Raw genomic sequence first — 22462 nt, 5'->3', positions numbered from 1 at the left:
TATGCAATTCTCTGAAAATTGGCTGCGCACTCTCGTCGATCCGAAAATGACGTCGGATGAACTGGCGCACATGCTGACCATGTCCGGCCTGGAAGTGGAAGAAGTCGAACCGGTGGCGCCGCCGTTCTCCAACGTGGTCGTGGGCCACGTGCGCGAAATGGCCAAGCATCCGGACGCGGACCGTCTGAACGTCTGCCAGGTGGACGTGGGTACCGGCACCTTGCTGAACATCGTCTGCGGCGCGCCGAACGTGCGCCCTGGCCTGAAGGTGGTGTGCGCCATGGCCGGCGCCGTGCTGCCGCCGGGCGCGGACGGCAAGCCGTTCGAAATCAAGGTGGGCAAGCTGCGCGGCGTCGAGTCGCAGGGCATGCTGTGCTCGGCCAAGGAACTGAAGCTGTCGGAAGAGGGCTCGGGCCTGCTGGAACTGCCGGACGATGCGCCGGTGGGCCAGAACTTCCGCGACTACTACGCGCTGAACGACCTGAAATTCACCATCAAGCTGACCCCGAACAAGGCGGACTGCCTGTCGGTGCTGGGCGTGGCGCGCGAAGTGTCCGCGCTGACCGGCGTGCCGCTGACCGTGCCGGTGTTCCGCACCGTGCCGGTCACCATGCAGGAAGTGCTGCCGGTGAAAATCTCGGCGCCGGACCTGTGCGGCCGTTTCTCGGGCCGCGTGATCCGCAACCTGAACGCCAAGGCCGCCACCCCGGAGTGGATGAAGCAGCGCCTCGAGCGCAGCGGCCAGCGTTCGGTGTCGGCGCTGGTGGACATCTCCAACTACGTGATGCTGGAGCTGGGCCGTCCCACCCACGTGTTCGACCTGGCCAAGATCCACGGCGGCCTGGACGTGCGCTGGGGCAAGGCCGGCGAAACGCTGAAGCTGTTGAACGGCAACACCGTTGCGGTGGACGAGTGGGTCGGCGTGATCGCCGACGACAAGGAACTCGAATCGCTGGCCGGCATCATGGGCGGCGACGCCACCGCCGTGTCGCTGGACACCGAGTCCATCTACCTGGAAGCCGCATTCTGGTGGCCGAACGCCATCCAGGGCCGCGCCCGCAAGTACAACTTCTCGACCGACGCGGCGCACCGCTTCGAGCGTGGCGTGGACTACGCCACCACGGTCGAGCACATCGAGCGCATCACCGCGCTGCTGGTGGAAATCTGCGGCACCCCGGCCACGCAGGTGGGCCCGGTGGACGACCAGGTCGTCAACGTGCCGCAGCCCAAGCCGGTACAGATGCGCACCGCGCGCGCCCAGAAAGTGATCGGCGTGCCGCTGACCGACGAGCTGGTGGCCGACATCTTCAAGCGCCTGGGCCTGCAGTTCACGCTGGAAGCCGGCGTGTTCAGCGTGACGGCGCCGTCCTACCGCTTCGACATCGAAATCGAGGAAGACCTGATCGAGGAAGTGGCCCGCGTGTACGGCTTCGAGAACATTCCTGCCGTGGCCCCGGTGGCGCCGAACACCATGCGCATCGCGCCTGAAAACACGCGCTCCCTGTTCGCCGTGCGCCACCAGCTGGCCGACCTCGGCTACCAGGAAGTGGTGAACATGAGCTTTGTGGAAGCCCAGTGGGAACTGGACTTCAGCGGCAACGACAATCCGATCAAGCTGCAGAACCCGATCGCCAGCCAGCTGAGCGTGATGCGCTCCTCGCTGATCGGCAGCCTGGTGGCCAATGTGCGCTACAACCTGAACCGCAAAGCCAGCCGCGTGCGCGTGTTCGAGCTGGGCGCCATCTACCAGCGCGACGCCTCGGTGCAGGACGGCCCGCTGAGCGTGGCCGGCTACAGCCAGCCGCAGCGCGTGGCCGCGCTGGCCTATGGCCCGGTGGCCGACGAGCAGTGGGGCCAGGACAGCCGCGTGGTCGACTACTTCGATGTGAAGGCCGATCTGGAGCACCTGTTCGCGCCGCAAACGCTGCGCTTCAGCAAGGCTGCCCATCCCGGCCTGCACCCCGGCCGCTCGGCAAATATCGAGCTGGACGGCAAAGTGATCGGCTTTATCGGCGAACTGCACCCGCGCTGGCTGCAAAAATACGACCTGCCGCAAGCGCCGGTGCTGTTCGAGGTGGATGCTATTGCCTTGCAGCAACGCAATGTGCCAAAATACAGCGAGATCTCCAAATTCCCCGGCGCCACGCGCGACCTGGCTTTGGTGGTGAAGCAGGCTGTGCCGGCACAGGATCTGCTCGACGCTTTCGCTGCCGCGCAGGCCGCGCATGCGCACGGCAAGTTTGTGCAAGCCATTGTTTTGTTTGATGAATATCGCGGCAAAGGGCTGGAGTCGGACGAGAAATCGCTTGCTTTCCGCTTTAGCTTGCAAGATACTCAAAACACCCTGCAGGACGATGTGGTGGACGCGCTGATGAGTGCGCTGGCCGAGTCGGCGCAGCAAAAACACGGCGCCAAACTGCGCAGCTGACAGCGTAGCTGAGCACATCGCCAACCAGGCACAGGCATCCCAGGAATCCGGCCCTTGCCGGATTCCGGTTCTTTTTATAGGCAGGGCAGCAAAATTAATAATAACGACGTTGATACCGCCGTACTCGAGTCCGCTCTGGACGCCGAGCTGCACAGCGCGATGCTGGTGGCCAAGGTGCGCCAGGAAGCGGAAAAGGACATGCCCACGCTGACCAAGGCGGAGCTGGCGGAGTTGCTGTTCGAGCAGGTCGGCCTGAACAAGCGCGAAGCCAAGGACATGGTGGAAACCTTTTTTGACGAGATCCGCAACGCGCTCGAGCGCGGCGAGGCCGTCAAGCTGTCCGGGTTCGGCAATTTCCAGCTGCGCGACAAGCCGCAGCGACCCGGCCGCAATCCCAAGACCGGGGAAGAAATTCCCATTACCGCGCGCCGCGTGGTGACTTTCCATGCCAGCCAGAAGCTCAAGAGCATGGTCGAGGAAAGCAGTCCCATGGCGCGTGCCGCCTGAATGAGGCCGCAGCATGAACGATAGGCCAGGCAAGTCCGAACTGGTGGTGCTGCCGCCCATCCCCGCCAAGCGCTATTTCACGATAGGCGAGGTGAGCGAGCTGTGCGGCGTGAAGCCGCATGTGCTGCGCTACTGGGAGCAGGAATTCACCCAGCTCAAGCCCGTCAAGCGGCGCGGCAACCGGCGCTACTACCAGCATCATGAGGTGTTGCTGATACGCCGTATACGCGAATTGTTATATGAGCAGGGTTTTACCATTAGCGGGGCGCGCAACAAACTCGATAGCCGCAGTGCCGATCCGGCGCAGGCAGGGTATGATGAGTATGAGCACCAGGCGCCGCCAGTACAGGCGCCGCCGCCGCTGGACCGGGACATGATACGCAGTGAACTGCAGGCCATTCTTGCCCTGCTGGGCTGAAGGCCCTGCGGCCAGCAATGGCGGCACCAACGGGCGCGGACAGCGCCTTTTTTTTGCGTACAATAGCCATGCTACAGTAATAATATTATTATTTTGTAAGCGGAGCGCGGGACTTTCCCATACACGGAAGACACGAGGGAGCACATGATACGCGTTGCCATATGTGACGATCATCAAATAGTCAGGGCTGGCTTCAAGCAGATTTTTTCGTCCGAGGACGACTTTAATGTGGTGGCGGAAGGCAGCACCGGGCGCGAAGCGCTGGATATTGCCCGCCGCGAGATTTGCGACGTGCTGCTGCTGGACATCGCCATGCCGGACCAGTCCGGCATCGATACGCTGCGCACCATACGCCAGGGCCAGCCGGACCTGCCGGTACTGATACTGTCCGGCTATCCGGCGCAGCAGTATGCGCTGAACCTGTTCAAGATGGGCGCCAACGGCTATCTGAACAAGGAATGCGAAGCCAACGAACTGATCACGGCGGTGCGCACCGTGCACCAGGGCCGCCGCTATGTGAGCTCGCAGGTGGGCGAACTGCTGGCGCAAAGCTTCGACCGCGACCCCAACACGGCGCTGCACACCGAGCTGTCGGACCGCGAGTTCCAGGTCTTCCTGCGCCTGGCGCGCGGCGCCACGGTGAGCGATATCGGCGTGGCGCTGTCGCTCAGCATCAAGACCGTCAGCACCTACCGCACCCGCATCATGGAAAAAATGGGCCTGCAATCGAACAGCGATCTGACCTATTATGCAATGAAGAACAACTTGCTGGACTAAGCACGGGTCGAGCAGACCTGGGGCGCGCACGTTAGGAAACTGGTGCGGCGCAGCAAAAAACGGCAGGGTCTATAATGGCCCTGCCATAAACGCTGCTCATCTAGCGAAGGATGCCTATCAGGATGTATTTCACCGTCGACGCGGCGCCCCACCACAGACTGCCCCTGTACAAGACCGTACTGTGCGTCACCTGCGCACTGATACTGATCGTGAACGGCTTCAGCCTGTTTCACAACCTGCAATCACTCAGGGGCGCCAACTTCCAGTTGAGCCAGTCCTCGCGGGTGGCGGAACGCCTGCAATACCTGAACGTGCTGGTGCTCGACGCCGAGAGCAGCATGCGGGGCTATTTCGTGTCCGGCAAGGAGGCCTACCTGGGGCCGACGCGCACCGTCACCGCCGAGACCGAAGCCGAATTCAAGGAACTGGAACTGCTGCTGGCCGACAGCCCCTCGCAGCTGAAAAACCTGGCCCAGCTGCACACCATCGTGCGGCGCAAGCTGGCGCTGATGGGGCAGTCGATCGAGGTCTACCGGCATGGCGGACTGGACGACATCGTCAACATCGCCAAGGTCAGCGACGACCGCGCTTCGATGGACGAGCTGCGCCTGCTGGTCGTCATCATGGTGCAGGAGCAGAACGAAACCCTGGCCGCGCGCAGCGCCAGCTTCTACCAGCAATACCAGAAGACCGTGCTGCTGGGCATGGGCATCAACGCCGTGGCCATTTTCGTGCTGGTGATGTTCTACCAGCTGGTGCGGCGCAGCTTCCGCAACCAGGCGGCGGTCGAGCACGCCTTGCAGATGTCGAACGACAATCTCGAATCCATGGTGGCGCAGCGCACCGAGCAGCTGTCCGTGCTGTCGCGCCACCTGATCAGCATCAGCGAGGAAGAAAAAGTGCGCCTGTCGCGCGAGCTGCACGACGAAATGGGCGCCCATCTCACGTCCATCAGCATGGACCTGGGCGCCGTCATGCAGCAGCTGCAAAAGACCGATCCGGAGCTGGCGGGCCAGCTCAAGCGCGCCCGCGCCACCTTGCTCGACGCGGTGGAAATGAAGCGCCGCATTATCGAAAACCTGCGCCCCAGCCTGCTGGACAACCTGGGCCTGTGCGCCGCCATCGAAAGCTATTGCGAAGAATTCAGCCGCATGTCCACGCTGCCCTGCGAGACCGATATCGCGCGCCATATCGACGGCGTGGCCAAGGCGCGCGACGCCAGCCTGGCCATCGCCTTGTTCCGCATCGTGCAGGAATCGCTGACCAATATCCGCAAATACGCGCGCGCCACCAAGGTGACGGTGACGCTGACGTGCAGCGAGGAGTTGCTGGTGCTGCGCGTGATCGACGACGGGGTGGGCATCGAATCGAACACGCTGGTGAAGCCGATGTCGCATGGCCTGCTGGGCATGCGGGAACGCGCGCTGCTGCTGGGCGGCACCCTGACCATCAGGCGCGGCCGCAACGACAAGGGGACGTGTATCGAGGTGCATATACCGCTGCGCGTCAAGGCCGATCTTGCCGAAGCGGGCCAGCCTAGCAGCCTGCCACGTCCACCAGCAGGCGGTCGTACTCCGTCTTCGCCACCTTATAGCACTCGCCCGCATAGCGTTCCAAGCCTGAACGATCAATAACGGTGATGTTGCCGCGGCGGTAGGTGATCAGGCCGTCTTCCTGCAGCTTGCCGGCGGCGGCGGTGATGCTTTCGCGGCGCACGCCCAGCATGATGGAAATCATTTCCTGGGTCACTTTCAGCTCATTGCTCAGCGAGCGGTCCAGGCGGTCCAGCAGCCAGCGGCACAGCTTCTGCTCGATGGAGCTGTGGCGGCCGCCGACGGCGTTCTGGGCCATCTGCGCGAACAGCGCGTGGTTGTAGCGCATCAGCAGCTGGGGCAGGGCGCCGCCCTGGTTGAAGGCCTCGCGCAGATGCTGGGCTTTCAGGCGGTAGCCGTAGCCGGCGCTCTGCACCACGGCGCTGCACATGGCGCGCTCGCCGGGGAACATCGACACGCCCACCACGCCTTCATGGCCCACCACCGCGATCTCGGTGGTGGCGCCGTCCTCCATCACGTACAGCAGCGAGACGATGGCGGTGGTGGGGAAATACACATTGTCCAGCTTGCTGCCGAACTCGAACAGCTCCTTGCCGAAGGGCAGGGTCACCAGTTCCAGGTGTTCGAACAGCGATTCCAGGACTTCACGAGGCAAGGCGGCCAGCAGTTCGTTCTGCTGTGTACCGCTATAGCTGACAACCGGCCGGGACGCAACTTTGAATTCCCGCGAGCCGACGGGCATCGTCTGGGAGAGCGACAGTTTTGCGGTATCGCTGCTAAGTTGAGTGTTGTTCATTTTGTTCCTCACAGGCTAAGTACAGGGCCGCAAGGGATGCCGGTTTGCTATCTCCGGGTGGGCTTCTGTTCTCGCTCCACTTTATCCATCGCGTTGTTAGCACTTTAGGCTCGTATGTGCCTGGCGAACATAAGACGGGGCACCGCTCCCGTGTAGGCTCCTTGCATGGAGCCTTGTCAGCCCAGTCCTACCGCAGCTAACCGCGGCGGCGCATGCGGAACGCATACTGGCTTCACAAAACCGGCCCAGGATGGCTGCACTTGGTCAAAAGGAGAAGGCAAATGGGAAGATATGCAGGCATGCAGCAGTTCGGCCGGCAGCTAGGCCTGGTGGCGCTGGGCACGGCGCTGATACTGCTGGCGCCGCTGCTGGCGATGCAGTTCACCGATGAGGTGGCGTGGGACGGGTTTGATTTTGCCGCCGCCGCCGTGCTGCTGGCGGGCACCGGCCTGGTCTATCTGATCCTGGCGCGGCTGTTCCGCACCGCGCGCAGCAGGCTGCTGCTGGGCATGGCCATGGCGGCCGTGCTGCTGCTGGCGTGGGCGGAGCTGGCGGTGGGCGTGTTCGGCACGCCCTTCGCGGGAAGCTAGCCCAGCAGGCGCTCGCGTTTGCGCGACACGATGGTGGGCTGGTTGGCGCTCCACTCGCGGGCCGGGGCCACGGTTTCCAGCACGGCGGCGGTGCGGACGGGGGCGGCAGCCTCGGCGGCGTGGCCGTCCAGGCGGAAGCGGCTCACCGCCTGGCCCAGCTGGGCGGCCTCCTCGTGCAGGCGGTCCGCGCCGGCCGAGGCCTGCAGCACCAGCGTGCCGTTCTGGCGCGTCATGTCTTCGATGCGCGCCAGGGCGTGGTCCACTTGTTCGATCTCGCCGCGCTGCACCGCTTCGGCGGCGCTGATCTGCTCGATGATGGCGGCGGTCTGCTGCACCGACTGCACCACCTGCGTCATGGTGGCGCCGGCCGAGTTCACCAGGGCGCTGCCGGCTTCCACCTGCTTGACCGAATCGCCGATCAGTTTCTTGATTTCCAGCGCGGCCGAGGCCGAGCGCTGCGCCAGGCTGCGCACCTCGCCGGCCACCACGGCGAAGCCGCGCCCCTGCTCGCCGGCGCGGGCCGCTTCCACCGCCGCGTTCAGGGCCAGGATATTGGTCTGAAAGGCGATGCCGTCGATGACGCCGATAATGTCGCTGATCTTGTCCGAGCTGGCGCGGATGCCGGCCATGGTGTCGACCACGGCGGCCACGCTGCGCCCGCCCTGCAGCGCAATGCCGGAGGCGCTTTGCACCAGCTGGCGGCCGCTTTCGGCGTGGGCCGCGTTGCGCTGCACGGTGGCGGTCAGGGCGCGCATCGAGGCCACGGTGGCGGACAGATCGTCCGCCTGCGCCTCGGTGTGGCCGGACAGGGCGGCGTTGCCGCTGGCCAGTTCGTCGGCGCCGTCGGCGATGCGGCCGGCGCCGCTGCGGATATCGTCCACCAGCAGGGCCAGCGACTGCGTCATGGCGCCGAAGGAGTTCACCAGGCTGCCGATCTCGTCGCGCGCCGGGGAGCGGACCTCCACCGCCAGGTCGCCGGCGGCGGCGGCTTGCACGGCGCGGTTCAGGCTGGCCACGTCGCGCGAGAAGGACAGGTAGAAGCCGGCGAACAGCACGGCCGCCACCGCCAGCGCGGCGGCCACGCCGGCCAGCATCAGCTTGCGGCGCCACTGGTCGCGCGCCATGCGCTCGGCCAGCAGCTGGTCCAGCGCGGCGGCGGACGCGGCCGCGAAGCCGTACAGCTTGACTATGGCCTCGTTGCCGGCGGCGCTGAATTCCTTGCCGCTGGTCTGGTTGTAGGAGTTGCTCACTTCGTTCTTGTTGCGCTCCAAAAAGGCCAGCGCCGCGGGCACGGCCGCCAGGTGCGGCTGCAGCGCCGTTTTCAGCTGCGGGTTGTGCTGCAGTATGGTGCCGGCTTCGGCAGGCAAACGCTCCAGCTTGTGGCGCGCCAGCAAGGCGGTGGCGTTGACCAGCTGGTCCTCGTTGCCTTCGAACAGGCCGCTGTCGATATAGGCGGCGCCGCGCGCGGCCAGCACGGACAGGTCTTCCGCCACCTCGGGCAAGGTCTGCTGGAAGGTGGAGATCAGGTAGTGGGTCTGCACTTCCGGGTCCAGGCTGAGGCTGGAGCGGTCCGCCACCAGCGTGCCCAGCTTGGCGAGCTGGCCCAGCAGCATACTGTGCGCTGCCATACTGTCCTTCGCGCTTATAGTCGGCTGATGGTCTGCCAGCGTCTTCCACGTCTGGCGCACCGCAGTCCACTCCGGCAGGGCCGCCAGGCCGGCCGCGTCCTGCTGCCAGTTGTCCAGGCGTTTCAGCCGGGTTTCGATATCGCCACGCAGCGCCGCGCCGTCCAGCGGCTGGCGCGCGGCCAGGCGCAGCCGTTCCAGCGTGCGGTGCTGCTGCACCAGCTGGCTGACCTGCTGCAGCTGGCTGATGTAGGCCACGCCGCGTTGCTCGCCTTCGGTCACGGCCAGCGATTTGTGCAGTTCGTGCATCAGCAAGGCCGTGACCACGAGCAGCGGCAGCAGGAAAACCAGCGTCACCAGTACGAATTTGGGAAACAGGCGCAGGCGCTGCATCAGGGCGATGGCTGGGCCGAATAAGGTATTCATCAATATTCCACGTTGTAAAATTTCCACGCTGCAATAATGCCTGCCGATTGTTACAACTTCGTGAAAGAAAAACGGGCTGGTGTGATTATTCGATAGATTTTCCGCCGCGAAACGTGCCATTCTTGGTAGAATTTTCCGGGTGGGAAGTTCAATTATATTTTTATGAAGAAGTGACAAGAAGGGAGCCGTCATCGACGCCGTACTCTATTTCTATCTGGGCACTACCTTGCTGCTGCTGTTCCATTGCGTCAGCGCCGCGTATTTCGTCGCGTCGGGCAAGCGGAAATCGAAGCAGGTGAAGGCGCTTTGCTTCCTGTCGCTGGCCGTGGTGACTTGCGTGATGATCGCCTTGCTGTTCTTCGAGGTGTGTTTCGCAGGCAACATGGAACGCATCGACGCGCTGATGCTGATGGTGCCGCTGGTGGTCTGCGTGGGGGGCGATGTGCTGATGTACCGCCTGTCCTCGACCAGGGCCTACAGCACCACCGACGGCAACGGCGCGCGCATCCGCACGCGCCGCCGCACCACCATCTGAACGGCCCCGCGCCGGTTCCGCCCTCTCCCGCACGGCTGTACATCGGCCGTGCTTGCCCTTATAGTGCCTGCAGGCGCAGCCTTGACTGCGTGAAACATGAGGCAGGCTATGCACGTATTACTGGTGGAAGATGACGTGGTGCTGGCCGACGGCCTGCACCGCGTATTGAGCGGCCACGGCATGGCGGTCGACGTGCTGCGCAGCGGCACCGAGGCCGACGCGCTGCTGCAGCGCGCCGGCGCGGCCGAAGTGGCCGTGGTGGTGCTCGACATCGGCCTGCCCGGCATAGACGGTTTTGAAGTGGTGCGCCGCCTGCGCGCGCGCGGCAGCGCCATTCCCGTGCTGCTGCTGACGGCGCGCGACGCCATCGAGGACCGCGTGCGCGGCCTGGAACTGGGCGCCGACGATTACCTGGTCAAGCCTTTCGCCACCCCGGAACTGGTGGCGCGCCTGCGCGCGCTGGCGCGCCGCAACGCGCCCAAGGCCGCCGCGCTGGCCATGGGCGACCTGGTGCTGGACGGCAGCACCAAGCGCGCCCGCGTCAAGGAGCGCGCCATCGAGCTGTCGGCGCGCGAGTGGGCGGTGCTGGAATACCTGCTGCAGCACGGCGCGCGGGTGGTGTCCAAGCAGCAGATCATCGACGCCATCCTGCCCTGGGGCGAGGACATGACGCAGAACGCGGTGGAAGTGTATATCTCCCGCCTGCGCCTGAAAATCGCCGACGCCGGCGTGACCATCCGCACCATACGGGGCTTCGGCTACATGCTGGAGCTGGCGCCGCATGCCTAGCATCCGGCTGCGCCTGCTCAAGTGGCTGATCGCGCCCATCCTGCTGATCAACCTGGCGGGCGGCGCGCTCACGTATATGCTGGCCTGGCTGCCGGCCCAGGCCGCGTTCGACCAGAGCCTGTCCGACGCCGCCGGCGCGCTGGGGGCGCGCCTGTCCGAGGCCGGCGGCGCCTGGCGCATCGACCTGCCGCCGCAGGCCGAGCAAGTGCTGCGCAACGGCGACGCCGACGCGGTCTATTTCGTGGTGCGCGACGGCGCCGGCCGCCTGCTGGCCGGGGACGCGGACTTTCCCGCGCTGGCTGGCGCGAAGCCGGCGGCTGCCGGCGCGGCGCTGGCCTACGACGGCGCCATGCGCGGCGAAGCGGTGCGCATCGCCGCGCTGCGAGTCAGCGCGGGCGGGGCCGCCGCTGCGCCTGCGACGGCAGCGCCTGCGCCGGCCTACGTCGGCGTGGCGCGCACGCTGCGCCAGCGCACCCAGGTGCGGCAGGCGATTTTCCGTGCGCTGGTGCTGCTCGACAGCCTGTTCACCCTGGCCTGCGTGGGCCTGATCTGGTTCTCGGTGACCAACGGCCTGCGTCCGCTGGAGCGCATGCGCGCCGGCCTGAACGCGCGCAAGGGCGACCAGCTGTCCCCCATCGTGCAGGAGGGCGTGCCCTATGAGCTGGCGCCGGTGGTGCACGCCTTCAACGGCCTGCTGGCGCGCGTGAGCGAGGGCGCGCAAGCGCAGCAGGAATTCCTGGCCAATGTGGCGCACCAGCTGCGCACCCCGCTGGCCGGCCTGCAGACCCAGCTTGAATGGCTGGGCCATCGCCACGCCGAGGCGGAAACCGCGCATTCCATCCGCCTGATGCTGTCCTCCACCGAGCGCATGATACGGCAGACCAACCAGCTGCTGGCGCTGGCGCGCGCCGAGCCCAGCCACTTCGAAAAGACCCGGCTCGAGCCGCTGGCGCTGGACGCCCTGGTGGCCGAGACCGTGCAGCATTTCGTCGAGCAGGCGGCGCGCAAGTCCATCGACCTGGGTTTCGAGCTGCAGCCGGCGCCGGTGCTGGGCGACCGCTTCCTGCTGCGCGACCTGGTCGACAACCTGATCGACAACGCCATCCGCTACACGCCCGAGCACGGCACGGTGACGGTGCGCTGCATGCCCGGCGAGGCGGGCGGCGGGGCGCTGACCGGGGGCACGGTGCTGGAGGTGGAGGACTCGGGGCCGGGCATCGCCCCGGCGCTGCGCGAGGCCGTGTTCAAGCGCTATGTGCGGCTGGACGACAAGGTGGCCGGCAGCGGCCTGGGCCTGGCTATTGTGCGCGACATTGCGGCCGCCCACGGCGCCCGCATCGCCATTGCCAGCGCCACCGGCGGCCAGGCGGGGCAGGGCGCGCTGTTCTCGGTGCGCTTTCCCGCCGCTTAATTTGGGCAAATGTGCGGCTGTCAGGAATTTGTCAGTATTTCTTCAGGGAAATGCAAGCTAGGAGCGCTACCATGCTGTCATGACTTATGACAACATAACGGAGCGTACCAAGATGAAACGCAGCCAGCATGGTTCGCAGCAAGGTTTCTCGCTGATCGAAGTGATGATCGCCGTGGCTATTATTGGCATCCTGGCGGCGGTGGCGCTGCCGGCCTACAGCAAATACGTGGTGCGGGCCAGGCTGACCGAAGCCTTCACTTCCCTGGGCGGCGCGCAGCCCGCCGCCGAGCAGTTCTGGGCCAACAGCCGCACCTATGACGGCTTCCAGAACGCCAGCAACTTCCCCTCGTCGACGGCCAATTTCGACTACACCCTGTCCAACGCCACCGCCTCGGCCTATGTCCTCACGGCCACCGGCAAGGGCAAGGCAGCCGGCTTCAGCTACACGGTGGACCAGAATGGCGGCCGCGCCACCACCGCCACGCCCGAGTGGGGCACCAGCACCAGCTGCTGGGTCGACCGTCCGGGGGGCGTATGCGGCAACTAATGGACAGCGGCCAGCGCGGCACCACGCTGGTCGAGCTGATGATAGGCTTGACCATCCTGGCGCTGCTGGCGGCCATCGGCATCCCCAGCATGGCGACCTGGATCAGCGGCAATAAGGCGGTCTCGGCCGGCGAATTCTATGCCGACGGCTTCGCCATGGCGCGCCGCCAGGCGGTGCTGCATAACGCCGCCAGCCGCATCGTGCTGACGCCGAACGTGAACAACGGCCAGATGGATTGGCAGGTCGACGTGTGCTTCCCGGCCCCGGGCGTGCCCTGCAACGACACCAGCGGCACCTGGTCCACCACCAGCACGCCGGCGCCGTCCGATCCGGAAGGCGTGAACGGCTACAAATCCGTGCTGCGCCCGGCGGATGCCTTGCCGCAAAGCGACATGCTGGTGCCCAAGCTGGAGCCGGAGGGCACCTCGGCCGTGTACTTCACCTCGCTGGGCTGGGTCGACACCGGCTATGCCGACCGCCTGAGCCGCATCCGCCTCGATCCGGCCGGTCCGCACGCCAGCGAAATCCCGCCGGTGGCGGTGGCCGTGTCGCTGTCCGGCCTGTCCATCAAGTGCAACCCCGTCCTGGCCGCGCCCGACTCGCGCGCCTGCCCACCGTGAGCACGCCATGAAAACTTGCCGCCTTCCCCGGCGTCCCGCATGGCGCCAGCGCGGCGTGGCCATGCTGGAAGCCATGATCGCCATCGTCATCCTCGCCATCGGCCTGCTTGGCACGGTGGGCCTGCAGGCGCGCTCGTATTCGGCCCTGTCGGACGCCAGCATGCGCGCCGAAGCCACCATTGCCGGCGAAAAGCTGTTCGGCATCATGAGCAACGACCTGCCCAACCTGGGTGATTACGCGCTGGCCGAAAACGGCACCCCCAGCGGCGCCATCGCGCCCTGGCTGGCGGAAACCAAGCTGCAGATCCCGGGCGCCAAGGTGGCGGTGCGGCTGGTGACGCAAAGCGCCACCACCACCATGGTGGAAATCAGCATCCGCTGGACGCGCAAGACGGGGGGCGCCGAAAACCGCCATGTGCTCACTTCCTATGTCGCGAGGGTGACCTGATGCGCCGCCTGACTTTCCCATCCCCCCGGCGCGCCGGCGCGCGCGGCTTTTCCGTCGTCGAGCTGATGGTGGCCGTCACGGTCGGCATGCTGGCCATTATGTTCGCCACCCGCCTGATCGTGAACTCCGAGCAGAACAAGTCGGTGTCGCTGGGCGGCTCGGACCAGATGCAAAACGGCATGCTGGCGCTGTTTTCCATCACCGAGGACGCGGCCCAGGCAGGCTGGGGCATGAACGACGACCTGGTCGCCGGCTGCAACACCATCTTCTCCGACACCGCCGGCTACGCGCTGGCCGCCGCCGACCGCGGCGGCGTGGCCGTCACGCCGCTGGCGGCGGTGGTGATCACCAACAACGCCAACGGCTCGGACCAGATCAGCCTGAACACCGGCAGCTCGCCGACCGGCGTGGGCTCGGTCAAGGTCAGCGACAACTACGCCGGCGGCGACACGCTCAGCATCTCCACCGCCGCGCCCTTCGGCTTCCTGAAGGGCGACGCCATCGTGGTGGTGCCGGAGCCGCGCGGCGGCAACTGCGCGCTGGCCCAGCTCAGCGCCGATCCCCTCGGCACCGTGCTCACCTTCACCGCCAACGCCGAGTCGCGCTACAACCGCAACGGACTGGGCGCCGCCTTCACCGCGAATCTGGCGCGGGTCTACAACCTGGGGCCGGCGCGCAGCCTGGCGCTGCACACCTGGTCGGTGCAGAACAGCGTGCTGATGCTGCGCGCCTCCAACCTGGCCGGCGCCATGGCGGCGCCGTCGACGGTGGTGGAGGGCATCGTGGCGCTCAAGGCCCAGTACGGTTTTGCCAGCGGCGCATTCAATCCGGCCACCGGCCTGCAGGTGACGCAGTGGTCCAACACCATGGTCAATGCGGACGGCGACGCCGCCACCGGCAGCGCCGGCGACTACCAGCAGGTGGCCGCCATCCGCGTGGCGGTGGTGGCGCGCAGCAAGGCGCCGGAAAAGCCTTCGGCCACCAATGGCCAGTGCAGTGCCACCACGGCCAAGCCGGTGGTGTTCGCCACCGCCAGCCCGGCCAATGTGACGGCGGTGCCGGTCACGGTGGAAGTGGCGCAGCCCGGCGACAGCGTGAGCTGGAAGTGCTACCGCTACCGCGTGTTTGAAACCATTATCCCTATCCGCAACGCAGGCTGGAGGCCGACATGGGAAAGCTGAATACCGCTCAGGGACTGCGCCAGCGCGGCGTGGCGCTGCCCGTCATGCTCATCATGCTGGCAGTGATGATGCTCAGCAGCATATACCTGCTGCGCTCGACCAATTCCAGCACCATGACCACCAGCAACCTGGCCTACGATTCCTCGCTGGCCAAGGCGGCCGACCTGGGGCTGCACACGGCCTTCCAGTTCCTGGCCACGCAGCCCAAGTCCACGCTGGTGGCCAATATTCCGGCGGCCGGCTATGTGGCGTCGATGGCGCCCAACCAGGGCGTGAACCATCCGGACTTCTGGGCCGGCTCGGCCTATGTGGACGACAGCGCCCATAACCGCATCCAGTACGTGATCCACCGCATGTGCATGCTGCCCGGCGCCTACAACTCGACCGCGCCGGCCAACAACTGCACGCTGGCGGCGGCCAAGCAGAAGGTGGCCAGCCAGACCGGGCTCGGGCTCAGCCTGTCGAGCGACCGCTCCGAGTACGCCACCATGCCCGAACTGCACTATGTGATCACAGCGCGCATTTATGGCCCGCGCGGCGGCAACGTCGTGACGCAGTCCGTGGTGATGATGGGTCCCTGAGGCCCTTTAAGACAGGAAACAATATGAACAAGCTCACCTACCAGCCCGGGCTGGCCGCCCTGGCCGCTTTGGCTACGTTGTCGGCGTCCCTGCTGGCGCCGGCCGCCTGGGCCGGCACCACGCAGATTGCGCAAGTGCCGCTGCTGAACATCGCCGGCACCGGCACCGTCAAGCCCAATCTGATGCTGTTGTTCGACAACTCCGGTTCCATGGAGCAGCACTACACGCCCGACTATGTGAACGACAATCTGTGCCGCTCCAGCGCCAAGCTGTCGAACGGCATCATGGCCTGCAACGTCGGCCACCCGCCTTTCATGGCGTCCGACTTCAACCGTCAGTACTACAACCCGAAAATCCGCTACCAGCCCGCGATCAAGGCCGATGGCAGCTATTACAAGGAACAGACCTCGGCCAACACCACCGGCTGGACCAAGGTGGCCAGCGACGCTTTCGGCGTCTACAACAAGGACCTGTACGCCGCCAACGACACCGAGATCAACCTGCTGACCGAGTTCCCCGATCTCAAGTGGTGCGACCCGAACAACACCAGCGACTGCCGCGTCAACAGCGCCACCTACAGCTATCCGGACAACACCTACCGCAGCGCGGTGGCGATTAACACCAGTCCCTACTATTACAACATCGCGGTGGCGGAATTTTGCACCGACGAGAGCATGACCACCTGCAAGTCCACGGCGGCCGGCGGCACGGCGCCGTCCGGCTATCCGGTGCCGGTGAAGGTGCGCTGGTGCAAGGAGACCACGCTGATCAACTGCCAGGCCAAGCGCGTGGGCAGCTATACCTATCCGCGCTATTCCACCGCCAGCGGCGGCATGGCCGCCTTCGGCACCATCGCCATCGGCGCCACCGCCAGCAGCGCCTCGATGACCATCACCAGCGTGACGATACCGGACCCGAGCACGGCGCGCACCATCACCAACGGCACCGTCACCGCGCCCAGCGGCACCAACACCGCGCTCAAGCAGCAAACCATGGCCAGCGCGCTGGCGGCCAGCATCATCGCCAGGACCGGGCTGACCAACCAGTACTACGCCTGCGTGAAAACGCCGATCGGCCAGACCACCGTGCCGCCGTGCTCCAGCTACGGCATTACGCTGACGGCGGAAAACGTGGTGGCGGTGGTGGCCGTGGTATGCAGCGGCACCAAGTCGGCCACGACCTGCTTGCCGGTCAGCGACAACAGCCGCGCCGGCTGGGGCATCACCGTCAACGCGCCCAGCGTGACGGTCACGCCGGCCGTGACGCGCGTGTCGCCCACCGCCATTGTCACCATCTCCGGCACCACCGCCAATACCAACAATCCTACGCCTTCGTTGTCGGACCTGAGCTGGGCCGGCACCCAGCTGATCAATAACTTTTCGCTGGGCCGCAACGTCAGCGCCGCCACGGTGACCACCTCCATCATCAACAAGATCGGCAACGGCGGCACCATCCAGGCCTACGCGGCCGGCAACAGCGTCACGCCCACCTGCGCGGCGCAGAGCGGCAACAACAAGATCTGCCTGGTGCACACCACTCTCAACAACAACGGCAACACGCCCAGCGGCGGCACCGTGAGCGGCCTGACCTTCAGCTATACCGCCGGCGCCGGCTATGTGGCGGCCTCCAGCGCCGTGAACGAGGCCATTCCCACCACCACCGCCGCCATTTCGTCCGGCAGCGAACCCCCCAGCACTTTTGTGCGCGTCAACCTGACCTCGGGCCAGACCTACCCGAAAGGCCCGGACCGCATCGACTGCCTGGGCGCCTCCAGCTGCACCTACGCGGAGGAGATGACCAATTTCGCCAACTGGTACACCTACTACAAGAGCCGGCTGCAAATGATGAAGACCTCGGTCGGCATCGCCTTCGCCGCGCTCAACAGCAACTACCGGGCCGGCTTCGTGCGCCTGTCGCAGGCCGCCGCCGGCGGCGCCATCGACATGAAGCCGACCGATTTCGTCGGCACCGCGCGCACCACCTGGTACAGCACGCTGTACAACACCACCACCAGCGGCTCGACCCCGATCCGCGCGGCGATGGACAATGTGGGCCGCATGTACGCCAACCTCAGCCCTTACGAGTACAGCGCCGGCAACGAGGTGGTGCAGTTCCCCTGCCAGCCCAATTTCCTGATACTGACCACGGACGGCTACTGGAACGGCAGCTCCACCGCCAACGTGGTCAACAACGACAACGTGGAGAACCCGTCGCGCTTCTGCACCCAGGCGCGCGGCTGCGTCGATACGCGCTCCCAGTCCCAGCCCTCGATCTCGGACGTGGCGCTGCACTGGTACAACGGCGGCTCCAGCGACGGCACCGTGTCGCTGCGGCCCTCGCTGGAGCCGGACATGACCAAGCCCGGCCAGGTGCCCGCCGCCGGCGGCGAGAACACCCACTTGCACATGAACACCTACACGCTGGGCCTGGGCATGGACGGGGTGATGACCTATGAACCCAATTACGACACCGCGCCCAAGCCGGGCGGCGACTTCTACAACCTGATCACCGGCGCCGCCTCGGGCTGCCCGTGGAACGCCAACGGCGCCTATGTGTGGCCGGACCCGCAGACCTCCAGCACGGCCAGCACCGTGCAGGAGCGCGTGGACGACCTGTGGCACGCCGCCATTGCCGGCCATGGCAAATACTTCAGCGCCAACGAGCCCAAGGAAGTGGTGGAGGGCCTGGCCTCGGCACTGGCCAATATGCAGGTGACGGTGGGCGCGGCGGCCGCCGCGGCGACCTCGACGCCGAATATTTCGCTGCAGGACAACGACATCTTCTCGGACACCTTCACCACCGTGAAATGGTATGGCGAGCTGTCGGACAAGAAGATCGATCCGGCCACCGGCATCGTCGGCACCACGCCGGTCTGGACCACCTCGGACACGGTCGGCCCGCAGGCCGTGGCAGGGACCGGCGGCACGCCGGCCACCAGCGGCGGCCGCACCATCTACATGCTGGACCCGGGCGGCGCCACCTCGCTGACCGAATTCCGCTACGCCAATATGGGCGGCTCGGCGCTGATGCAGGGCTGGTTCAGCAACAAGTGCACGGCGCTGTCGCAATGCACCTTGCTGTCGACCACGGACCGCGCCATCGTCAACAGCGGCGCCAATATGGTGAACTGGCTGCGCGGCGAGCAGACCTATGCCAACGATGAGATCTTCCGCGCCTACAGCCTGACGGCCACCACGCCGGCCGGCCAGTCCGGCCCGGTCCCCATCGTGCTGGGCGACATCGCCTCGTCCAAGCCGGCCTATCTGCGCGAGCCGCGCAAGGGTTATCCATCGGCCACCTACCAGGCCTACCGCACCAAGTGGACCGCCGACCGCGTGCCGACCGTGTTCACCGCCGCCAACGACGGCATGCTGCATGCCTTCCGCGCCTCGGACGGCCATGAGCTGTGGGCCTATGTGCCGCGCATCACCATGAAGAAGCTCTACGCGCTGGCCAGCACCACCTACGGCACCAACCACCAGTTCAGCACCGACGGTTCGCCGGAAGTGGCGGACGTGGAAGTGGGCGGCACCTGGAAAACCGTGCTGGTGGCCGGCCTGAACGGCGGTGGACGCGGCTACTACGCGCTCGACGTGACCGACCCCACCGCGCCCAAGGCGCTGTGGGAAACCTGCGCCGACGCCGCCGTCTGCGCCCACGCCGACGCCGACCTGGGCCTGACCTTCGGCAATCCGCAGTTCGGCACCTGGCGCGGCCAGTGGGTGGTGTTCGTCACCTCCGGCTACAACAACGTGCCCGGCACCGACGGCGTGGCGGGCGGCACCGGCCGGGGCTTCCTGTTCATTATCGACGTGGCCACCGGCGCCATCCTGCAGAAGATCGACACCGGCTCGGGCAGCACCACCACGCCGTCCGGCCTGGCGAAGATCACCGCCATCACCAACAACCCGGCCACCGATCCGGCCGTGACCTATGTGTACGGCGGCGACAACGACGGCAATTTGTGGCGCTTCGACGCGGCCGCCGCGACGGTGCGCCAGATGGCGACCACCGGCGCGCTGCAGCCCATCACCACGCGCCCCGACATCACCCTGTGCGCGGCCCAGCAGACCAACGCCACCACCGGCGAAATCACCAATATCGCCCAGCGCGTGGTGCTGTTCGGCACCGGCCGCCTGCTGGACGTGCCGGACACCGTGAACGTCGACCTGCAAAGCCTGTACGTGGTGAAGGACGCCGACACCTGCAGCACCACGCCCTGCATCGCGGCGCGCGGCACCGGCATGGTCAAGCAGACGCTGGCGCTGCAAGGCTCGAGCAGCAACACCAATACCTACACGATCACCAGCAATCCGGTGAATCTGGTGACGCAGGACGGCTGGTACTTCGACTGGTCGCTGAACAAGGGCGAGCGCATGAACCTGGATCCGAAAGTGGTCAGCGGCGTGGCCAATGTGGTGACCAATCTGCCGACGTCGTCCTCGTCGTGCTCGGTGGGCGGCACCAGCAACGCCTACGCGCTGAACGTGTGCAACGGCAACGCGGCCATCGGCAATATCGCCGGCAGCACGCTGTCGAACACCTCGGCGGCGGTGGGCTTCATCATCGTGCGCCTGCCCAAGGGCGAGCTGAAGATGATCACCACCACCGCCAAGGGCGAAACGCTGACCCGTCCGCTGATCGAGCTGGAATCGACCGCCGCCCACCGGGCCGGCTGGCGCAGGATCAAGATCGATTGACGAGTGAGATTGAGACTAATGCTGGCCCCGTGTAAAATAGCAGGTTTTACGCGGGGCCATTGTTATGGTCGCGAACATGGCCAACGACATCGACAACAGCATTCCTGACACCCCGGACGACGCGCCGGCAGCCTCCAGCGGCAAGACGCCCGCGCTGATCGCGCGCGAAACCCAGCGCCGCCGCACCTTCGGCATTATTTCCCACCCGGATGCGGGTAAAACCACGCTGACCGAAAAGCTGCTGCTGTTCTCGGGCGCGATCCAGATGGCCGGCACGGTCAAGGCGCGCAAATCGGGCCGCCACGCCACGTCGGACTGGATGGAAATCGAGAAGCAGCGCGGCATTTCCGTGGCTTCCTCGGTGATGCAGTTCGACTTCCGCGACCACATCATCAACCTGCTCGACACCCCCGGCCACCAGGACTTCTCGGAAGACACTTACCGCGTGCTGACGGCGGTGGACTCGGCGCTGATGGTGATCGACGCGGCCAAGGGCGTGGAGGCGCAGACCATCAAGCTGCTGGACGTGTGCCGCATGCGGAATACGCCCATCGTCACCTTCATGAACAAGCTGGACCGCGAATGCCGCGACCCGCTGGAGCTGCTCGACGAGCTGGAATCGGTGCTGAAGATCCAGTGCGCGCCGGTGACCTGGCCTATCGGCATGGGCAAGAACTTCCGCGGCGTGTACCACCTGCTGAACGACGAGATCCTGCTGTTCCGCGCCGGTTCGGAAAGCGCGGACCAGGCGGTGGAAATCATCAAGGGCATCGATAATCCTCGCCTGCAAGAAATGTTCCCGCTGGAAATGGATCAGCTGCGCATGGAAGTGGAACTGGTCAAGGGCGCGTCGCATCCTTTCGACCTGGAAGAGTTCCTGGCCGGCGTGCAGACGCCGGTGTTCTTTGGCTCGGCCATCAACAACTTCGGCGTGCGCGAGATCCTGTCGGCGCTGGTGGACTGGGCGCCGGCGCCGCGCGGCCGCGACGCCACCGTGCGCGTGGTCGAGCCCACCGAGCAGCCGTTCACCGGCTTCGTGTTCAAGATCCAGGCCAATATGGACCCGGCGCACCGCGACCGCATCGCCTTCCTGCGCGTGTGCTCGGGCCGCTTCGAGCGCGGCATGAAGGTCAAGCACCTGCGCCTGGGGCGCGAGGTGAAAGTGTCGTCCGTGGTGACGTTTATGGCGTCCTCGCGCGAGCAGGTGGAAGAGGCGTACGCCGGCGACATCATCGGCTTGCCCAACCACGGCAATATGCAGATCGGCGACTCCTTCTCGGAAGGCGAACTGCTGACTTTCACCGGCATTCCGTATTTCGCGCCGGACTTCTTCCGCCAGGTGCGCATCCGCAACCCGCTGAAAATCAAGCAGCTGCACAAGGGCTTGCAGCAGCTGGGCGAGGAGGGCGCGGTGCAGGTCTTCAAGCCGGTGCAGGGCGGCGAGCTGGTGCTGGGCGCGGTCGGTGTGCTGCAGTTCGAGGTGGTGGCCAGCCGCTTGATGAATGAATACGGCGTGGACGCCGTGTTTGAAGGCACCAGCATCAGCAGCGCGCGCTGGGTGTCGTCGGACGACAAGAAGGCCCTGGTGGACTTCGAGGCGGCGCTGGGCCACAACGTGGCCTACGACGCGGCCGGCAATATGGCCTACCTGGCAACGTCCAGCGTCAACCTGCGCCTGACGCAGGAACGCTGGCCCAAGCTGCAGTTCCACGCCACGCGCGAGCACGCGGCCAAGCTGACCTAAGCTGGGCTTTATTTGGCAGGGGTGGCCAGCGGCTTGCCCTTGTCCACCACGTACACGCCCGTCAGCTTCATGGTTCCGCCGCCGGTGTTGCGGGCGTCGTGCACCACGCCGGCCTTGATCACGAAGGCCTCGCCCGCTTTGACGCGGCGCGGGTCTTCGCCTTCGATCAGCAATTCTCCCTCGCCTTCCTGTATATAGCTGATCTCGTCGCCGGGGTGGCTGTGGCGTCCCGCCACCGCGCCGGGCGCCAGCTCCACATTGGCCACCACCGCTTCCCGCCCCGGTACGGACACGTCCGCCTTGAGCACCACCGTGCGCTTGATGCCGGTGTTTTGCGCATGCGCCGGAGCGGCCAGCGCCACGGCGGCGGCAAGGGCGCAGGCGGCCCGGGTCAGATTGGCTGTCATTGCTGTCCTTGCTGGGGGTGGGGATGCTGGGGATGGTGGTAATGCTGGTCGTTGCCGAACAGAATCGCGTCGAGTATGCTGGCCGACCAGCACAGCACGCAGGCCAGCGTGGCCGCCGTCATGGCCGGGCCGTTGGTGCGCGACGCGGCGATCTGCTGGGCGATCATGGTGATGTCGAAAGGCAAGGTGCCGTTGGCCAGCTGGCCGGCCAGCGCATTCACCTGCACCGCCACCACCCGCAATATGGTCACCGCGCCCGCCAGCGTGGGCAGCAAAAAGATGCAGCCCCGCGCGAAGCGCTTGAGCACCAGTATCTGGCCCAGGCCCGGAAATAGCAGCGCCGAAATCAGAGCCGCCTTGATCGATTGCTTCATGGCCG

At 65.9% G+C, this 22462-nt stretch carries 20 protein-coding genes; 16 read left to right on the top strand and 4 right to left on the bottom strand.

All coding sequences use genetic code 11. The annotated features are described in order from the left end of the window. Position 1: 1 nt before the first annotated feature. The 5 genes from pheT (at position 2) to KT882_RS19860 (ending at position 5764) form a co-directional block, all read left to right on the top strand. Entirely contained in the window at positions 2–2428 is a 2427-nt protein-coding gene (pheT, locus tag KT882_RS19880; RefSeq protein WP_161075037.1) for a phenylalanine--tRNA ligase subunit beta, read from the top strand. 159 nt (positions 2429–2587) lie between these two features. Further along, positions 2588–2935, top strand: a complete 348-nt coding sequence (locus KT882_RS19875; RefSeq protein ID WP_056391332.1) for an integration host factor subunit alpha — start codon at positions 2588–2590, stop codon at positions 2933–2935. A gap of 13 nt (positions 2936–2948) precedes the next feature. Further along, positions 2949–3353, top strand: a complete 405-nt coding sequence (locus tag KT882_RS19870) for a MerR family transcriptional regulator (protein ID WP_161075038.1) — start codon at positions 2949–2951, stop codon at positions 3351–3353. A 144-nt stretch (positions 3354–3497) separates the two neighbouring features. After that, positions 3498–4130 carry a response regulator gene (locus tag KT882_RS19865; protein WP_161075039.1) on the top strand — a complete coding sequence of 211 codons (633 nt, stop codon included), beginning with the start codon at positions 3498–3500 and terminating at the stop codon, positions 4128–4130. 122 nt (positions 4131–4252) lie between these two features. Further along, a complete protein-coding gene (locus tag KT882_RS19860) occupies positions 4253–5764 on the top strand; it encodes a CHASE3 domain-containing protein (protein ID WP_161075040.1) in 1512 nt (503 codons plus the stop codon). Here the strand turns inward: KT882_RS19860 and KT882_RS19855 are convergent. Further along, positions 5667–6479, bottom strand: coding sequence for a Crp/Fnr family transcriptional regulator (locus KT882_RS19855; RefSeq protein ID WP_161075041.1), 813 nt, complete (start codon positions 6477–6479; stop codon positions 5667–5669). The genes KT882_RS19860 and KT882_RS19855 overlap by 98 nt on opposite strands. A gap of 281 nt (positions 6480–6760) precedes the next feature. On the opposite strand from KT882_RS19855, the gene KT882_RS19850 reads away from it, so the two are divergent. Further along, positions 6761–7069: a hypothetical protein gene (locus KT882_RS19850; RefSeq protein WP_223149400.1), complete on the top strand. Its 309-nt coding sequence runs from the start codon at positions 6761–6763 to the stop codon at positions 7067–7069. Here the strand turns inward: KT882_RS19850 and KT882_RS19845 are convergent. Next, positions 7066–9120 (bottom strand): methyl-accepting chemotaxis protein, encoded by a 2055-nt coding sequence (locus KT882_RS19845; protein ID WP_161075042.1) that lies wholly within the window; start codon positions 9118–9120, stop codon positions 7066–7068. The genes KT882_RS19850 and KT882_RS19845 overlap by 4 nt on opposite strands. Positions 9121–9346: 226 nt before the next feature. Between KT882_RS19845 and KT882_RS19840 the strand changes: the two genes are divergently transcribed. The 10 genes from KT882_RS19840 to KT882_RS19795 all read left to right on the top strand — a co-directional run bounded on the left by KT882_RS19840 (position 9347) and on the right by KT882_RS19795 (position 21676). Then, positions 9347–9655, top strand: coding sequence for a hypothetical protein (locus KT882_RS19840; protein ID WP_161075043.1), 309 nt, complete (start codon positions 9347–9349; stop codon positions 9653–9655). A gap of 108 nt (positions 9656–9763) precedes the next feature. Then, positions 9764–10444, top strand: coding sequence for a response regulator transcription factor (locus KT882_RS19835; RefSeq protein WP_161075044.1), 681 nt, complete (start codon positions 9764–9766; stop codon positions 10442–10444). Continuing rightward, positions 10437–11855 carry a sensor histidine kinase gene (locus KT882_RS19830; RefSeq protein ID WP_228893124.1) on the top strand — a complete coding sequence of 473 codons (1419 nt, stop codon included), beginning with the start codon at positions 10437–10439 and terminating at the stop codon, positions 11853–11855. The genes KT882_RS19835 and KT882_RS19830 overlap by 8 nt, the downstream gene beginning before the upstream one ends. A 112-nt stretch (positions 11856–11967) precedes the next feature. Next, a complete protein-coding gene (locus KT882_RS19825) occupies positions 11968–12402 on the top strand; it encodes a type IV pilin protein (protein ID WP_161074236.1) in 435 nt (144 codons plus the stop codon). Next, positions 12390–13022, top strand: coding sequence for a pilus assembly FimT family protein (locus KT882_RS19820; RefSeq protein ID WP_228893123.1), 633 nt, complete (start codon positions 12390–12392; stop codon positions 13020–13022). The genes KT882_RS19825 and KT882_RS19820 overlap by 13 nt, the downstream gene beginning before the upstream one ends. A gap of 7 nt (positions 13023–13029) precedes the next feature. Further along, entirely contained in the window at positions 13030–13470 is a 441-nt protein-coding gene (locus tag KT882_RS19815) for a type IV pilus modification PilV family protein (protein ID WP_161074234.1), read from the top strand. Then, on the top strand, positions 13470–14651 hold the full coding sequence (locus tag KT882_RS19810; protein ID WP_161074233.1) for a PilW family protein: 1182 nt from the start codon (positions 13470–13472) through the stop codon (positions 14649–14651). Before KT882_RS19815 ends, KT882_RS19810 begins: the two co-directional genes overlap by 1 nt. Beyond that, on the top strand, positions 14639–15232 hold the full coding sequence (locus KT882_RS19805; RefSeq protein WP_161074232.1) for a pilus assembly PilX family protein: 594 nt from the start codon (positions 14639–14641) through the stop codon (positions 15230–15232). Before KT882_RS19810 ends, KT882_RS19805 begins: the two co-directional genes overlap by 13 nt. 23 nt (positions 15233–15255) lie before the next feature. Next, positions 15256–19932: a PilC/PilY family type IV pilus protein gene (locus KT882_RS19800; RefSeq protein WP_228893122.1), complete on the top strand. Its 4677-nt coding sequence runs from the start codon at positions 15256–15258 to the stop codon at positions 19930–19932. A 76-nt stretch (positions 19933–20008) separates the two neighbouring features. Further along, entirely contained in the window at positions 20009–21676 is a 1668-nt protein-coding gene (locus KT882_RS19795; protein ID WP_161074242.1) for a peptide chain release factor 3, read from the top strand. A gap of 8 nt (positions 21677–21684) precedes the next feature. Here the strand turns inward: KT882_RS19795 and KT882_RS19790 are convergent, their stop codons facing one another. Together KT882_RS19790 and KT882_RS19785 are read right to left on the bottom strand one after the other, a co-directional pair. Beyond that, the gene (locus tag KT882_RS19790) at positions 21685–22083 is read right to left on the bottom strand and encodes a cupin domain-containing protein (RefSeq protein WP_161074230.1); all 399 of its coding nucleotides are present in this window, start codon (positions 22081–22083) and stop codon (positions 21685–21687) included. Further along, the gene (locus KT882_RS19785; protein WP_228893121.1) at positions 22080–22457 is read right to left on the bottom strand and encodes a hypothetical protein; all 378 of its coding nucleotides are present in this window, start codon (positions 22455–22457) and stop codon (positions 22080–22082) included. The genes KT882_RS19790 and KT882_RS19785 overlap by 4 nt, the downstream gene beginning before the upstream one ends. Positions 22458–22462: the final 5 nt, after the last annotated feature.

Source organism: Pseudoduganella aquatica, assembly GCF_020865585.1.
Lineage (GTDB): Bacteria > Pseudomonadota > Gammaproteobacteria > Burkholderiales > Burkholderiaceae_D > Rugamonas > Rugamonas aquatica_A.
The sequence above is the reverse complement of the archived record's forward strand: the minus strand, read 5'-3'. Positions and strand labels throughout refer to the sequence as shown.

Excerpts from the sequence above, each read along its gene's own strand:
- KT882_RS19785 (WP_228893121.1), bottom strand. The coding sequence starts at position 22,457 with ATGAAGCAATCGATCAAGGCGGCTCTGATTTCGGCGCTGCTATTTCCG.
- KT882_RS19860 (WP_161075040.1), top strand. The coding sequence starts at position 4,253 with ATGTATTTCACCGTCGACGCGGCGCCCCACCACAGACTGCCCCTGTAC.
- KT882_RS19800 (WP_228893122.1), top strand. The coding sequence starts at position 15,256 with ATGAACAAGCTCACCTACCAGCCCGGGCTGGCCGCCCTGGCCGCTTTG.
- KT882_RS19790 (WP_161074230.1), bottom strand. The coding sequence starts at position 22,083 with ATGACAGCCAATCTGACCCGGGCCGCCTGCGCCCTTGCCGCCGCCGTG.
- KT882_RS19830 (WP_228893124.1), top strand. The coding sequence starts at position 10,437 with ATGCCTAGCATCCGGCTGCGCCTGCTCAAGTGGCTGATCGCGCCCATC.
- KT882_RS19815 (WP_161074234.1), top strand. The coding sequence starts at position 13,030 with ATGAAAACTTGCCGCCTTCCCCGGCGTCCCGCATGGCGCCAGCGCGGC.
- KT882_RS19805 (WP_161074232.1), top strand. The coding sequence starts at position 14,639 with ATGGGAAAGCTGAATACCGCTCAGGGACTGCGCCAGCGCGGCGTGGCG.
- KT882_RS19850 (WP_223149400.1), top strand. The coding sequence starts at position 6,761 with ATGGGAAGATATGCAGGCATGCAGCAGTTCGGCCGGCAGCTAGGCCTG.
- KT882_RS19795 (WP_161074242.1), top strand. The coding sequence starts at position 20,009 with ATGGCCAACGACATCGACAACAGCATTCCTGACACCCCGGACGACGCG.
- KT882_RS19810 (WP_161074233.1), top strand. The coding sequence starts at position 13,470 with ATGCGCCGCCTGACTTTCCCATCCCCCCGGCGCGCCGGCGCGCGCGGC.
- KT882_RS19845 (WP_161075042.1), bottom strand. The coding sequence starts at position 9,120 with ATGAATACCTTATTCGGCCCAGCCATCGCCCTGATGCAGCGCCTGCGC.
- KT882_RS19835 (WP_161075044.1), top strand. The coding sequence starts at position 9,764 with ATGCACGTATTACTGGTGGAAGATGACGTGGTGCTGGCCGACGGCCTG.
- KT882_RS19825 (WP_161074236.1), top strand. The coding sequence starts at position 11,968 with ATGAAACGCAGCCAGCATGGTTCGCAGCAAGGTTTCTCGCTGATCGAA.
- KT882_RS19875 (WP_056391332.1), top strand. The coding sequence starts at position 2,588 with ATGCTGGTGGCCAAGGTGCGCCAGGAAGCGGAAAAGGACATGCCCACG.
- pheT (WP_161075037.1), top strand. The coding sequence starts at position 2 with ATGCAATTCTCTGAAAATTGGCTGCGCACTCTCGTCGATCCGAAAATG.
- KT882_RS19855 (WP_161075041.1), bottom strand. The coding sequence starts at position 6,479 with ATGAACAACACTCAACTTAGCAGCGATACCGCAAAACTGTCGCTCTCC.
- KT882_RS19870 (WP_161075038.1), top strand. The coding sequence starts at position 2,949 with ATGAACGATAGGCCAGGCAAGTCCGAACTGGTGGTGCTGCCGCCCATC.
- KT882_RS19865 (WP_161075039.1), top strand. The coding sequence starts at position 3,498 with ATGATACGCGTTGCCATATGTGACGATCATCAAATAGTCAGGGCTGGC.
- KT882_RS19820 (WP_228893123.1), top strand. The coding sequence starts at position 12,390 with ATGCGGCAACTAATGGACAGCGGCCAGCGCGGCACCACGCTGGTCGAG.